The sequence below is a fragment of the Chryseobacterium vaccae genome (genome assembly GCF_009602705.1).
GTDB classification, from domain to species: domain Bacteria; phylum Bacteroidota; class Bacteroidia; order Flavobacteriales; family Weeksellaceae; genus Chryseobacterium; species Chryseobacterium vaccae.
In genome coordinates, this window is the sequence record NZ_VSWH01000001.1 from 2,643,018 (window position 1) to 2,656,617 (window position 13,600).

Genomic DNA, 13,600 nt, shown 5'->3' on the forward strand with positions numbered 1-13,600 from the left:
TCTCCATCTCAAAAAACTTCCCGAAATTAGCGGCCTGTACGTTAAATAGAAAATAGTGAAATAAAAAAATTAAAGTAAACATACAGCAAAACTTAGGATAAGTTTTCTTCGGGGCAGGGTGAAATTCCCTACCGGCGGTTACAGTCCGCGACTCCTTTCTTCTGAAGGGACTGATCTGGTGAAATTCCGGAACCGACAGTTAAAGTCTGGATGGGAGAAGAAAATGAAACGGTCAGTAAGATTCCTTACGGGCTTATTGTGCCGTATTTCATTTCCATGTACCGAAGACTATTTTACCTTTTAAAAGTAAAATAACATGGAAAAATTATTAGAACAATTTGGAGCAACCTCCACAGAACGTGTAGAAAACGCACTTCTTAAATTACAACAGGGAAAAGGAATTCTTTTAGTAGATGATGAAAACCGCGAAAACGAAGGCGATATCATCTTTCCCGCATCCACCATTACAGAACAGGATATGGCACTGCTGATCCGCGAATGCAGCGGTATTGTCTGCCTATGTATTTCGGAAGAAAAAAGCAGGCACCTGAACCTCCGTCCTATGGTGGAAAATAACAACTCTAAAAATCAAACCGCTTTTACCATTTCTATTGAAGCCAGAGAAGGCGTAGAATCTGGTGTTTCGGCTAAAGACCGTGTAACCACCATCAGAACTGCGGTGGCAGCAGACGCACAGGCTGCTCATATTGCAAGCCCGGGACATGTTTTCCCTCTGATTGCTAAACAAAACGGTGTTTTCGAAAGACGCGGACATACCGAAGGCAGTGTAGATCTTGTAAAGCTCGCCAATCTCGGTGATGATGCCGTACTCTGCGAACTGACCAATGAAGACGGATCAATGGCCCGACTTCCGGAAATCGTTGATTTTGCCATCAAAAGAGAAATGAGTGTTGTAACCATTGAAGATATTCATGCTTACCGCACAATGATCAGCAACTAAAGACAGGAAGCCTGAAAAGAAGGCTGAATAACAAATACCTTATATTTAACGTACAGAATGGCCGTTCGGTTTACCGGATGGCTATTTTTAACCTCAGTTCGGAATTAAAGTTTCTGATTTAGATAATTTGATTTTACGGAGGCCTTCAATACTATAACTAAAGGTAACTTCCGGCCTCCTTCTTCCATCTTCCAGTCTTTAATCCTGGCTTCTTTACCCAAACTCAGCTTTTTTATTAGAAATTTCTCATTAAAAAATAGATTATGTTAAAATTAACTCTTGTTTTTATTTAACTTTAACAAAAAATTTGGCCATGAAAAAAACTCTACTTTTAGCACTCACAGCTTTCGGGCTTTGCTCTGCACAAACTACCATTACCAAAGCATTTAACGACCCTGTTGTGGGCGAAACGGTAAATAATGTGATCATCAACGGAACGGTGGATAATTCTGCTACCGGTAACAATGTAGTATTCAGCAATGCTTCTCTCACACAAGGTGCTGCATCTCCAACGGTATATTCGGCTCCTGATGCAGGGGAAATCACCACTTATCCCGGTTCTACCATAAAAATGACAGGAGGCGGTAACACTATTTTATTTAAACAAACGGCTTCTAAACTGGAAATTACCGGACTTATTACGCCTGATGCCACCTTAAATTTCGCAGCAAACAACGGAACTTATATATCTTATCCTGCAGCTTTTGGTTATACGGAAACCGATACAGCACAGGGAACTTTCTCTTCATCAGCAGCTTCCGGAAATTTCAGCGGGAATGTCAATATTTCAGCAGATGCCTCCGGAACCCTGATCATTGGCCCCAATACCTATACGAATGTCTTAAGAATAAAATCAATTCAGGTTTTTAACCTTACAGTAGGTCCTTTCCCGGCCGGAACCATCACCAATACTTCTTACCTGTATTACAACGGTACCAACAAGGCTCCTTTATTATCTTATACCAGTGCCAACATCAACGTTCCTGCCCTTAACATGAACCAGACTACTACAGCGGCACAGGCGTTAAGCCTGACTTTCCTGGGTACGAAGGAAACGGTAAAAAAAGACAGCTTCAAAGTCTATCCGAATCCTGCACAGGACTTCATCGGATTTATAGGGGAAAATGCAAATTACTCTACTGCTAAAATATACAGTTTAGACGGAAAACTAATCAAAACATCGGATATCCAATCCGGAAAAGTACAGATTTCTGAGCTTCCGGCATCTTCTTATTTCATAGAAGTTTCTGGAAAAGATGCTAAGAAAGAAAGTACAAAATTCATTAAAAAATAAAACTTTTTCTCAACAAACTTGTTTAAATTTAACCACAAGGCACAAAAGCTCTTTTTCCATAGTAATGATCAACTTTAAATAAAGTATCTCAATCTTTTGTGGCTTTTGTGGTTTAATAAAAAAGGTTAAACAGCTTTAACTAAAAAATCCGTTCAGAGCATTTTTCTGAACGGATTTTTTTATGAATTAATTTGTAATAAACATCAGAAAGTAGCTGCCGGAGCTGTGTCATTATTCAGCTTTCTCTGAATTTCTGTTTTCTTACCTTTTGAGAAATCAAAGCTTACTCCTAAAACAAACATGGATTTGTTATTCATAATCTTTGTATCAACATTGTAGTTCACTAAACTTTGCGGAAGACTTTTTGTTTTATAATGCGAAGGCATTCCTATCCAGTACATTCCTGTGGTAAATGTCCAGCTCTTCAGTTTATAATTGGCAAAAATGTGATTTTTGTTCTCATTGGTCATAAGGAAAGCTCCGCTTAAAGTATACACCGGAATATTGAACATATACTGTATACTGAAAGACTTATATTCTGAAGACGCTACTAAATAATTGGAAAGATAATTATTTTTGATAAGCTCTCCTGATGCTGTCCTGATCATTTCTGATACCGGAGCTATCATTCCTTTTAAAACCAAAAGGCTATTCCCGAAAGGTTTGTAAGATCCTGTAAGCTGCAGACCGTATTTTTGTCCGTTTTTAGCATTTTCATAAGTCAGTGCATAACCTCCGAAAGTATCATCCTGAACATAATACTGATTGATGATCCTATCTGTATAAACGTAAAACAGGGACGCATTGAAATCAAAATATTTATTATTCAGGGAATAAATTAAATTATTGGAAAATACCTGCTGTGACTTTAAAAAAGGATTACCTCTTCGTACAATATTCGGAGCCTGCTGTACAACGTTACTGCTGAGCGCATTGCTTCCGGGACTTACCGGAGTATAACTTCCCGTAAATCTCAGGCTCTGATTATTTTTCAGCTGATACCCTAAAATAAGTCTTGGGGTAAAAGACCATTCATTAAAAGTATTCTCAGCGCTTTTATTGTGAATATTAGTAAGCCCGGCACCAAGCCTGTAAGTGAATTTATCCTTCTTTCCTGAAAATTCAGAATAGAAATACTGTTCCATATAATTAACGTTGTACTGTGAATATCCTGCAAGATTATTCAGATCATTGGAAATAGAAGAACCCGAAATACGGTAGCCGGATGATAATTTCCCCGCTTTAAAATCATGGGTGTGAGCTAATTCACCTACAAAATTAGTTTGTTCTGTTTTCAGGATCATATCATTATCATACACAGAATTCCCTGATGAGATTACCCACTCCTTCGCAAATTCTGTAATATCCGTATTGTAATGAGAACCTACTGCATTAATGCTCAGCTCATCTTTACTGCCTATCTTTTTAGAATAATACAGATCCAGCTTAGGATTGATATAATCTGAACCGTAATTCTTGAACATCTCATGCTTTTCCTCTGCATTGTCTTTTCTAAATAAACTCTCCCCTTTTGTTTTTGAAAAGCTGCTTACGAGATCCATATTCAGTTTAGCCTGAAAGGTGTAGTTATCAGGAACCATGCGGGTGTAACGCAATGCAATATTCTGTGTGGTATATCCGAAATGGTCTGTCCTTTTTTCTTCCGAACGGTAATGCTGTCCGTTCAGATCATAATCATAAATACTTTCTACCTTCCTGTTGTCATAATCTCTCAGACTAAGGGAGTATTCGAGACCAAAATCATTTTTCCCTTTTGTGTAGTTAGCATAGGCTGAAGCGTTCACAAATCCGGTATTCAGTGCAGAAGTAACATCGGCGCCTAAAAGGTAGCCAGTTTCTGTAGATCTCGTCAGAATATTCACCACAGTATCAGCTCTCGTTGCCCAGCGTGAAGGCGGAATGTCATAATATTCCACTTTTACCACCTCATTGGGGGCTATACTTCGGATCTGAAGGTCTGTAGCTTCAACCCCATTAATAAGAAACAGCGTTGTTCCTCCTTTTGTGCTCGTGATAGTATTGGAAATAGGGTCCAGCTGCAGTTCCGGAAGAGTGCGGAGAAGATCTTTGGCATAACGGGCTTTTTCCAGCGCTTCTTTATCAAAAGTATAGACCGCTTTATCCGCAAATTGCTTTTTCCGCTGGGATTTCAGAATGACCTCTTGGATCTCTTTTGTTTTTGAAGTATCTACTGTATCCTTTTTTGCTTCCTGCGAGAACATGAAAATACTGCTAAGAAAACAAAGGGTATAGATTGTTTTTTTCATATCAGAAATTAGTTTTATACTATTAGGACAACTGAACTCCTATATTTGCTACATTCGGTTTTTACAATAAATAGCCAGGTAGGAAGATTAAAAAAAATAAGACCTTCATTTTTAATTCCTTATTTATCTCTTTACCTAAACCCGCCAACAACCCTCAATTCAACATTCATATTATTATTTGAAAGTTAAAAATGAAATCATATTAAAATACTTTTAGTTCTCTGCCCGTTTTTTGCTGGTATTTTTTTACACCACAAAATATACCGTCATGAAAAAATTTCTTATTCTGATTCCGTGTTTTCTGTTTTTGAAAACCAGTGCGCAGGAATCCGAAACCATTCCTGCAGACAAAATGAATATCATTAAGACCAACGTGACTGCTTATGCGTTCAGAAATATCAACCTTTCCTATGAAAGAGCCATCAACCAATGGTTTTCGCTCAATATAGGATTCGGAACCATGCTGCAGGGAAAAGTTCCTTTTATCAATGCTTTTTTAAAGGATGAAGATGAAAAACGATTTCAGAATTTACGGGTAAAAGCGACCAATTTCACTATAGAGCCAAGGTTTTATATAGGAAAAGGTTATGGCAGGGGTTTTTATTTTGCCCCTTATTACCGGTTTTCTGATGTTTCCTCCAACACTTTTGATTTTTATTACGATTATAATGCTCCAGGTGGCACTACCTACCAGATTCCGCTCAAAGGTCAGGGAAGTACCAGTGGCAACAGCGGCGGACTGATGGTAGGCGCGCAGTTTTTCCTCACCAAAAGCCAGAATCTTGTTCTTGATTTCTGGATTGCAGGAGCTCATTACGGCAGCGGAACGGGTGATTTCACCATGACTTCAGATTATATTCTTACTCCCGATATGCAGGCACAGCTAAAAAAAGAAATTGAAAACCTGGATCTCCCGTTTGTAGATTACACCGTAGAAACGAATCCTAACGGTGCAAAAGTAAAAGTAGACGGGCCATGGGCAGGTTTCAGAAGCGGAATTTCCCTGGGATACAGATTTTAAAGTAATTGGTGTGAATACAATCAATACTATTCTTTTTGGATACACTCTATTTCTGGATGAAATTTGTATATTGGCGCTCAATATACCAGGAAAATGATAGAACTGATACAACAAAATAAACTTGAAGAGTTTAAAGAAGCTTTGAAAAATTCAGAAGAGCTTCAGATCCACAGATATCTTTATGAAATATTAAATAACAACTCTGTTGAGGTCAATGAGGATAGTTTTCCCTGTGACAGATACCAGATTGAATTTTTAGAAGGACTTCAGCTTTACAAAGCCCTTGAAAAATCTGAGATCAATGAAGATCATTTGAAACAATATGCTATTCTTTTGGTTCATCTGGCATTCATCACGAGTACCCATATTCAGTATCTTGCCACTGAAGCCATGAATCAGAATTTTTATCTTTCAGATCTCGAGCATATTGACAATTTCAGGGTTTTACCTGAAATCAGAGAAAGTATTCAGGAATTGATCCATCTTCTGAAAAACAACCCAGGGGAAGAAAAATCCATCGCCAATCTTGCCGTCGCAAAGGCGAAAATAAGCAACTCCATTGGTAATACTCTTGAAAAGTATGAGATAGGAGAAGATATGCTTCAATTCGCTGAGAGTTTTGAAAAAGTGGGCGAAACCGAGACAGCCATAAGAATTCACCAGGGAATTATGAACGATTTTGAATGTGAATCTGTAAAATTAAGCTCCGGTATCATTCCTGAAATAAATCATGTGGATGACCGCCCTGAGGTAGAAATGGAGATTTTTAACAAGGCTAAAATTAATTTTGAAAGATTAACAGGTCAGAAAATACAGGAACCCAACAGAGTTCATGTTACAGAAAGAAAAGAGGCAGAGAATTTAGCTGAAGCTGCTCCGCCACATGATCAGACAGAGTCACCTGAGCCGGATTATTCACCCTCTCCTTCCCAGCCCGGATTACTGGGCAAAATAAAAAGATTTTTTGGCAAAAACTAATCCTCATCCGATATATGAACACATCATCTATAACCAGCGGGCAGAGGATCAAAGCCATTATTGGCGGCTCCATCGGAAATCTTGTGGAATGGTATGACTGGTATGCATATGCAGCCTTTGCTATCTATTTTTCCCATTCATTTTTTCCTGATTCCGATCTGAATGCACAGTTGATGAATACAGCGGGAATATTTGCCGTAGGTTTTCTGATGCGTCCTATCGGAGGCTGGATATTCGGAAGTATTGCGGATAAAATCGGAAGAAAAAAAGCGATGACGCTTTCTGTACTGCTGATGTCTTTTGGGTCATTACTTATTGCCCTTACCCCTACGTACCATTCAATAGGAATTCTTGCACCAATGCTGTTGCTCCTCGCCAGACTGCTTCAGGGGCTGAGTGTTGGCGGAGAATACGGGGTTTCTGCTACTTACCTCAGCGAAATGGCATCTGAGAACAGACGGGGATTTTATTCAAGCTTCCAGTATGTAACCCTGATTGGCGGCCAGCTTATTGCTCTCGGCGTTCAGCTGGTCCTTCAGAAATTAATTCTTACAGAAGCTCAGCTGGAAGAATGGGGTTGGAGAATTCCTTTTGTGATTGGAGCTGTACTTTCGGTTGTTGCTTTATACCTCAGATCAAATTTACATGAAACGGAAGCTTTTGAGAATAAAAAAGAAACCAGCGAAAAAAAGAAAGGGACCGTAAAGGAATTATTAAAGCATCCTAAAGCACTTCTCACCGTTATTGGTTTAACATTAGGCGGAACACTGGCTTTTTATACATATACCACCTATATGCAGAAGTTTCTGGTGAATACGGTTCACCTTACTAAAGAGCAGTCAACGCTGATCTCTTTTGTCTCCTTATTTATATTTGCCTGCCTTCAGCCTGTGTTCGGAGGATTATCAGACAGGATCGGAAGAAGACCACTGTTATTGGCCTTCGGTATTTTAGGAACCTTGTTTACAGTTCCTCTTTTAACAGCATTAAGCAATACGACTTCTATGCTCACTGCATTTTTCCTGATCATGGCTGCTCTTATTATTGTAAGCGGATACACTTCGATTAATGCAGTGGTAAAAGCAGAGCTGTTCCCTTCTGAGATCAGGGCACTTGGCGTAGGTCTCCCTTATGCTGTTACAGTAGCTGTTTTCGGAGGAACCGCGGAATATATTGCCCTTTGGTTTAAGAAGATAGGATCAGAGCATTATTTTTACTGGTATATCACGGGATGTATTTTATTTTCGCTGATTGTGTATGCTACCATGAAAGATACCAAGGAAAACTCAGCATTGGATAAAGATTGAGTTTAAAGAAAGGAAAATGGGAGTTACAAATATGGTTTTTATAGCTGTCACTAGCGCAAAACTTGGCACTAAGCCGTTTCAAAGTTTAATACCGTAAGCTTACTTAAGGAGTTAAAAAAATCTAGTATTTTTTATTAAAGTTGAAAATAAATCTGCGTTATCTGCTGCATATTAGTTGACGAGAATAACCTTTTTACTTAAGCATCAATCGTTATAGGTTTCAGAAACCTTCATTTATTTATGACGCAAACCTCTACTGATCTACAAGAGAATAAAAACCGTTCGCCGCAGAAAATCTGCAGCGAACGGTATATTTTTTAATGATAAGCTTGTTTAAATTTTTCAATCATGCTGTCCAGAGTATGTCGCTGGACATACACGCTCTTTACCTCTTCATACCTTGGCGATTTATAGAAAACTTCATGAAAATCCATACTTCCGTTTCCTACTTTTACTACTTTTTGTACTTCGATATTCAATTTTCTCAATTCATCTTTAAAGACTTTAAATTCGTCTTGGATACTGGTGCTCATTTATATTGTTGGATTTAAGTTAAAAAATACTATTTATGTTCATACCCCTTTCCAAGCTAGGGTTATTTATCAAATTTTAATTAAAGTTAATAAATTTATCAATACAACATAGTACTTTCACAATATTTTATTGTTTTTTTTACCATTAAAAGATGTTTTTATTTTTTTTGATACACATTCCGTATTTTTGACAGTATTAAAAACAACAACAAAACTAACGGAAACCATGATTATCAAAGCATTTTTATTTTATTTTTTTAGTTCAGTCTGACTAATTCATTACGACAGCTCCCTATGAATACTATATTATAAAAATCCTATGACATTGCTTTATAACGGGAGTTTAAAGGCGGAAAAAATATTTTTTCAAAAAAAATTGAAAAAGTTTTGTAACATTTTAAAAAGGTTCGTCTCTAAAAGACAAATAAATCTTAAAACTTTAGAAATCATGAAAAAATTCACATTCCTTCTTATCCTTCTGTTATTTTTTGCTGCAGCATGCAATGTATTTGGTCAGGAAAAAACCTATCCGTTTGAGATAAAGAAAACCGGAACCGGAAAGCAGGCGCTTATTTTGATTCCCGGCTTTGCTTCTTCCGGAGAGGTATGGAAAGACACCACTTCGAAATTTGAAAAAAATTTCACTTGCTATACGCTAACAATGTCTGGATTTGCAGGAACAAAACCACAGCCAGATGCCAGTTTTAAAGATTGGGAAAATGGAATTGCCGCCTACATCAAAAATAATAAGATAGAAAAACCGATGATCATTGGACACAGTATGGGAGGCGGTCTCGCTTTGGCCATTGCCGCTGATTATCCGGAACTGCCGGGCAAAATTGTCGTTGTAGATGCTCTTCCCTGTCTGGCCGCCCTATCCAATCCCAATTTTATATCCAAAGAAAACAACGACTGCTCAGCAATGATCAATACCCTAACCGCTATGTCCGATGAACAATTCCGTGCAATGCAGGCTCAGGCTATCCCAAGCCTTCTGGCAGATACTTCCATGCAGGAAACCGTTATCGGATGGAGTATAAAATCAGACCGGAAAACTTTTGCCGGAATGTATTGTGATTTTTCCAATACGGATTTAAGGGAGAAAATCAAATCCATACAATGCCCTTCCCTTATTTTACTGGAATCTTACTTTATCAATTTCAAACCGGCTATTGAGGGACAGTATAAAAATTTAAAAAATGCTGACTTTCAATATGCATCCAAAGGATTACATTTTATTATGTATGATGATAAAGACTGGTATCTGAATCAGCTGAATAATTTCTTATCTGCGAAATAATGATATTTGAGAATATATACGAACTCTACTGGCAGAAAATATTCCGGCTGTGCATGGGATACATCAATAACGCAGAGCTCGCCCGGGATCTGGCTCAGGAAACGTTTATTATTGTATGGCAGCAGCTTCCGAAATTCAGAAATGAATCCAGCATCGGAACATGGATTTTCAGAATTGCCTCCAATAATTGTCTCCGCCAGATTGAAAAGGAGAAAAAATTCGCTAAAACAGAACTTCCCATAAACCTGGAAGAAAAGAAACAGGAATCTCTGGAACCCCAGATCCAGCTGCTCTACCGGTTTATTTCCGAATTACCGGAAACGGACAGGATCATTATCTCTCTGGAACTTGAAGAAATAAAACAGGTAGAAATTGCCCAGATTACCGGACTCTCAGAATCTAACGTCCGGGTAAAAATTCACAGGATAAAAGAAAAATTAACGCAAAAGTTTAAAGAAAATGGCTACTGATATTGATTTCAAAAATATATGGAAACAACAGGCTTCCAACAAACCCAATATGGAAGAACTCCTTGGCAGACTGAAAAAATTCAGAAATGAAAACCTACGCAGGCTGATTCTTACTAATATTGCCCTGATCGCCACCTGCCTCGGCATTGCATTGATCTGGTTCCGCTACCAGCCTCAAATGATGACTACAAAAATCGGAATCGTACTTGTTATCCTGGCAATGGTTATTTTTCTGCTTGCCTATAACCGAATGTTCATGTTTTTTTACAAAACTGATACTACTCAATCCAACAGTGAGTATCTGCAAAGCCTGTATGCTGTGAAGAATAAGCAGAAGTTTATGCAAACGACTATGCTCAATCTTTATTTCATCATGCTGTTTCTGGGAATCTGTCTGTATATGTATGAATACACTTCATTGATGAAATTTTCTTCCGCTGTATTAGCTTATGGAGCTGTTTTGGCCTGGCTTGGTTTCAATTGGTTCTATATAAGGCCTAAAACGGTAAGAAAACAACAGGAAAAACTGAATGGACTGATCAGCAAATTTGAAGAGCTCAACAATCAGTTTAAAGAATTATAAATCAGGCAGTATTCATTATATGGTATTTTTTATTTATTTTTAAAATTGAAAAATTTAAATCGAAAATACTATGAAAAAATTATTATTTCTTCTTATTTCCGGGGGATTATGCACGAGTTTTTATTCACAGAAGTTGGAATTCCAGGAATGTGGAACGGATGAACTGATGAAAAAGCACTATGAAAGGTTTCCCGAAGAGAAAGCCCGTGATGATGCTTTCAATCTTGAGCTCTCCAAACTGATCAAAAGTGGAAAACTTGCATCCAAATTCAATAAAAATCAAGTCTATGAAATTCCGGTTGTAGTACATGTTGTTGGAGATGGCAGCGCCATAGGAACTCCTAATAATAAATCTGATGCGGATATTATAGCGTGGATTAATTATACCAACGGCGTTTTTGCAGGAAGCTCATCCAGCGGAATGGCAGGAACCAGTGCTGTGCTTCCGGTAAAATTTGTTTTTGCCCAAATAGACCCCAGCTGTAATGCTACCAACGGAATCAACAGAATCAATGCTTCCCATCTTCCGAAATACGTAAGCGGCGGTGTCAACAATGATAATACCACTAATGCTGTAACCGCATCGGACATCACAGCTCTCGGAATGTGGGATACCGGCAAATATTATAACATATATGTCGTAAAAAGACTGGCTTCTAACTCCGGATTACTGAATGGCTTTGCGTATTACCCGGGAGGAACCAATGATTATTCTTTCATGTCGACCAGTGCCTCAGCTGTAAATGCCCAAACTTTGGCCCATGAATTCGGACACGCTTTAGGCCTGCGCCATACCCATGAGGGCTACAATACCTCTACCGGAGACTGCCCAACCAACACAGATTGTACCCTTCAGGGAGATCTTGTATGTGATACTGAGCCGATGAAAAGTCTTTACCACTCTTCTGTTCCCAATACCTGCCAGACCGGGCAGATCAATCCATGCACCAGCCAGGTGTATGCCGGTGGTGAAAAAAATGTGATGGCTTACACGTTCTGTTTCCGAAATTTATTTACACAAGGACAGACAGACCGTGCTACAGCGCAGCTTCTGCAGTACAGACAATCATTAATCAATTCTCCGGTAGCATCTTCAGCAATTCCGGCTAACAGTTCTGTATTAGCCACAGCTTGCGTTCCTGCTTCTATCACCACGCCGGGGAACTTTAATATCGGAGTGACTGGTGTACAATTCGGGAACATTAATAACTATTCTTCTCATTATAAACAGGCAGCTAATAACTTTTATGAAAACTTTACCGGAACGTATTGTTTAGGAACATCAAAAACCACTATTCCATCAGGAACATCTACTGCTCTTACTGTGATGCCGGGCTTAAGTAATCCGCATATCATTAAAGCTTATATTGATTACAATAATGACGGACAGTTCAATGAAACAACTGAATTGGTTCTTAATCAGAGCAACATAAGCAATGGTTCTTCGGCTACAGCTTCCGTAACTCCACCTGCCACTGCAGTACTCAATACTCCGCTAAGAATGAGGGTAATTGGTGATTACAACGGTACAGCAGTTACCGCCTGCTATACTCCAAGATATGGACAGGTAGAAGATTATTCGGTGATTATCAGTCAGAATAATTCATTATCTGCAAAGGATACAGCCAGAAAAAATACGGTTGATATTTTTAAAGATGAGAATTTTGTGTATGTAAGAAGTGATATCAAAATAAATTCTCTGCACATTTATGATGCTTCAGGAAGGCTTCTTACGAATCAAAATGGTATTAAAGCTACAGAATACAGATTCCCGGTCAGTCAAAAGAATAGTATCGTGACTGTAACAGCCGTTCTGGAAGATGGAAAAGTACTGACTAAAAAACTGAAGTTCTAAGACTCATGAACCATTAGATCATTTATAAAAAATAAGTTCTGTGCTGCACAGGACTTATTTTTGTTATTTTCGTCTGTAACAAATTTGTCCTGTGAAAATATAAATAGAAAAAAATGACTCTTCAAAAAACTCAGGCTATATTGACCGATTTTCTATCTTTTTTAAAGAGACCTGATGATATACAACTAAAGCCTCCCCTCAAAGAACGTTACAGGATGATCTTTACCTTATTGTCTTTGGAACTTATCCTCAATCTGACTTTGATTAGCTTTTTAAATTATGGAATACAAAAGTTCATCACTTTAAAAACTGACCGGTTGGAATATAGTGAAACCTTTATATCTTCTATAATCTGGTTTGTCATCATAGTTCCTTTGGCTGAAGAAGCTGCTTTCAGATATATTCTGAGGTATAACAGGCTGTTTTCCAAAATTATTAAAAGAGACAAGTGGAACCGTATATTTCCTTTTGCAGTCTATAGTCTCAGTATCTTCTTCGGCCTCATCCATATTTTCAATTATAATAATGATACGGCTCTTTTTTATATACTATCTCCGTTAATTATTTTCAGCCAGTTATTTGGCGGCTTTATTCTCAGCTTTATCAGGGTAAGGCTAGATTTTTCTTATGCTTATTTTTACCATACGCTTTGGAATTTTCTTTTTATTGTACCCATTCCCTATATCACTTTGCTTTTTACCAATCCACATATGGATACCGGAGCCGGGCAAAGTTATAATCTGGAAATTAAAGAACGTTTATTTTTCAATAAGCAGGATAAGCAATCCATCAAAATAGACTCTTCTGCAGGTAAAATATATAAAATTGAATCTAAACAATATTCATTTCAGCATATTTTAGATACTGTTTATGGCCGTAATACATACTATACTGATGATTTTCTCCTTGACATGAAATTCAGATCCCGAAACGGTGTTTCGAAGGAGGATTTTAAAAAGATCCTGGAAAAGGAATATGACATTGAATAGAGTCGAATTAATGTATTCCCG

At 38.0% G+C, this 13,600-nt stretch carries 12 protein-coding genes and 1 riboswitch; of the genes, 10 read left to right on the forward strand and 2 right to left on the reverse strand.

Going from position 1 to position 13,600, the window contains the following annotated elements:
- The first annotated feature begins 100 nt into the window (after window positions 1-100).
- Window positions 101-226, forward strand: a riboswitch (FMN riboswitch).
- Between the two features lie 90 nt (window positions 227-316).
- On the forward strand, window positions 317-961 hold the full coding sequence (gene ribB, locus FW768_RS12065) for a 3,4-dihydroxy-2-butanone-4-phosphate synthase (protein WP_153395748.1): 645 nt from the start codon (window positions 317-319) through the stop codon (window positions 959-961).
- A 313-nt stretch (window positions 962-1,274) separates the two neighbouring features.
- The gene (locus tag FW768_RS12070) at window positions 1,275-2,255 is read left to right on the forward strand and encodes a T9SS type A sorting domain-containing protein (protein ID WP_153395750.1); all 981 of its coding nucleotides are present in this window, start codon (window positions 1,275-1,277) and stop codon (window positions 2,253-2,255) included.
- Between the two features lie 203 nt (window positions 2,256-2,458).
- On the opposite strand, the gene FW768_RS12075 is transcribed toward FW768_RS12070, so the two are convergent.
- A complete protein-coding gene (locus FW768_RS12075; RefSeq protein ID WP_153395752.1) occupies window positions 2,459-4,543 on the reverse strand; it encodes a TonB-dependent receptor plug domain-containing protein in 2,085 nt (694 codons plus the stop codon).
- A gap of 268 nt (window positions 4,544-4,811) precedes the next feature.
- Between FW768_RS12075 and FW768_RS12080 the strand changes: the two genes are divergently transcribed.
- The 3 genes from FW768_RS12080 (at window position 4,812) to FW768_RS12090 (ending at window position 7,849) form a co-directional block, all read left to right on the forward strand.
- Window positions 4,812-5,564, forward strand: coding sequence for a DUF3575 domain-containing protein (locus tag FW768_RS12080; RefSeq protein ID WP_153395754.1), 753 nt, complete (start codon window positions 4,812-4,814; stop codon window positions 5,562-5,564).
- 93 nt (window positions 5,565-5,657) lie between these two features.
- Window positions 5,658-6,542: a hypothetical protein gene (locus FW768_RS12085; RefSeq protein ID WP_153395756.1), complete on the forward strand. Its 885-nt coding sequence runs from the start codon at window positions 5,658-5,660 to the stop codon at window positions 6,540-6,542.
- A gap of 14 nt (window positions 6,543-6,556) precedes the next feature.
- Window positions 6,557-7,849 carry an MFS transporter gene (locus FW768_RS12090; RefSeq protein WP_153395758.1) on the forward strand — a complete coding sequence of 431 codons (1,293 nt, stop codon included), beginning with the start codon at window positions 6,557-6,559 and terminating at the stop codon, window positions 7,847-7,849.
- A gap of 317 nt (window positions 7,850-8,166) precedes the next feature.
- On the opposite strand, the gene FW768_RS12095 is transcribed toward FW768_RS12090, so the two are convergent.
- Window positions 8,167-8,382, reverse strand: coding sequence for a hypothetical protein (locus FW768_RS12095; RefSeq protein WP_062697447.1), 216 nt, complete (start codon window positions 8,380-8,382; stop codon window positions 8,167-8,169).
- Between the two features lie 448 nt (window positions 8,383-8,830).
- On the opposite strand from FW768_RS12095, the gene FW768_RS12100 reads away from it, so the two are divergent.
- The 5 genes from FW768_RS12100 (at window position 8,831) to FW768_RS12120 (ending at window position 13,579) form a co-directional block, all read left to right on the forward strand.
- The gene (locus tag FW768_RS12100) at window positions 8,831-9,682 is read left to right on the forward strand and encodes an alpha/beta fold hydrolase (RefSeq protein ID WP_153395760.1); all 852 of its coding nucleotides are present in this window, start codon (window positions 8,831-8,833) and stop codon (window positions 9,680-9,682) included.
- Window positions 9,682-10,152: an RNA polymerase sigma factor gene (locus FW768_RS12105; protein WP_153395762.1), complete on the forward strand. Its 471-nt coding sequence runs from the start codon at window positions 9,682-9,684 to the stop codon at window positions 10,150-10,152. The genes FW768_RS12100 and FW768_RS12105 overlap by 1 nt, the downstream gene beginning before the upstream one ends.
- Window positions 10,142-10,735, forward strand: a complete 594-nt coding sequence (locus tag FW768_RS12110; protein ID WP_153395764.1) for a hypothetical protein — start codon at window positions 10,142-10,144, stop codon at window positions 10,733-10,735. The genes FW768_RS12105 and FW768_RS12110 overlap by 11 nt, the downstream gene beginning before the upstream one ends.
- A gap of 70 nt (window positions 10,736-10,805) precedes the next feature.
- Window positions 10,806-12,590 carry a GEVED domain-containing protein gene (locus tag FW768_RS12115; protein WP_153395766.1) on the forward strand — a complete coding sequence of 595 codons (1,785 nt, stop codon included), beginning with the start codon at window positions 10,806-10,808 and terminating at the stop codon, window positions 12,588-12,590.
- 113 nt (window positions 12,591-12,703) lie between these two features.
- Window positions 12,704-13,579 (forward strand): CPBP family intramembrane glutamic endopeptidase, encoded by an 876-nt coding sequence (locus FW768_RS12120; protein ID WP_153395768.1) that lies wholly within the window; start codon window positions 12,704-12,706, stop codon window positions 13,577-13,579.
- Window positions 13,580-13,600 lie beyond the last annotated feature (21 nt).

Bases quoted from the DNA above. Each gene is read 5' to 3' on its own strand.
- ribB (WP_153395748.1), top strand. From the start codon at position 317: ATGGAAAAATTATTAGAACAATTTGGAGCAACCTCCACAGAACGTGTA.
- FW768_RS12070 (WP_153395750.1), top strand. From the start codon at position 1,275: ATGAAAAAAACTCTACTTTTAGCACTCACAGCTTTCGGGCTTTGCTCT.
- FW768_RS12075 (WP_153395752.1), bottom strand. From the start codon at position 4,543: ATGAAAAAAACAATCTATACCCTTTGTTTTCTTAGCAGTATTTTCATG.
- FW768_RS12080 (WP_153395754.1), top strand. From the start codon at position 4,812: ATGAAAAAATTTCTTATTCTGATTCCGTGTTTTCTGTTTTTGAAAACC.
- FW768_RS12085 (WP_153395756.1), top strand. From the start codon at position 5,658: ATGATAGAACTGATACAACAAAATAAACTTGAAGAGTTTAAAGAAGCT.
- FW768_RS12090 (WP_153395758.1), top strand. From the start codon at position 6,557: ATGAACACATCATCTATAACCAGCGGGCAGAGGATCAAAGCCATTATT.
- FW768_RS12095 (WP_062697447.1), bottom strand. From the start codon at position 8,382: ATGAGCACCAGTATCCAAGACGAATTTAAAGTCTTTAAAGATGAATTG.
- FW768_RS12100 (WP_153395760.1), top strand. From the start codon at position 8,831: ATGAAAAAATTCACATTCCTTCTTATCCTTCTGTTATTTTTTGCTGCA.
- FW768_RS12105 (WP_153395762.1), top strand. From the start codon at position 9,682: ATGATATTTGAGAATATATACGAACTCTACTGGCAGAAAATATTCCGG.
- FW768_RS12110 (WP_153395764.1), top strand. From the start codon at position 10,142: ATGGCTACTGATATTGATTTCAAAAATATATGGAAACAACAGGCTTCC.
- FW768_RS12115 (WP_153395766.1), top strand. From the start codon at position 10,806: ATGAAAAAATTATTATTTCTTCTTATTTCCGGGGGATTATGCACGAGT.
- FW768_RS12120 (WP_153395768.1), top strand. From the start codon at position 12,704: ATGACTCTTCAAAAAACTCAGGCTATATTGACCGATTTTCTATCTTTT.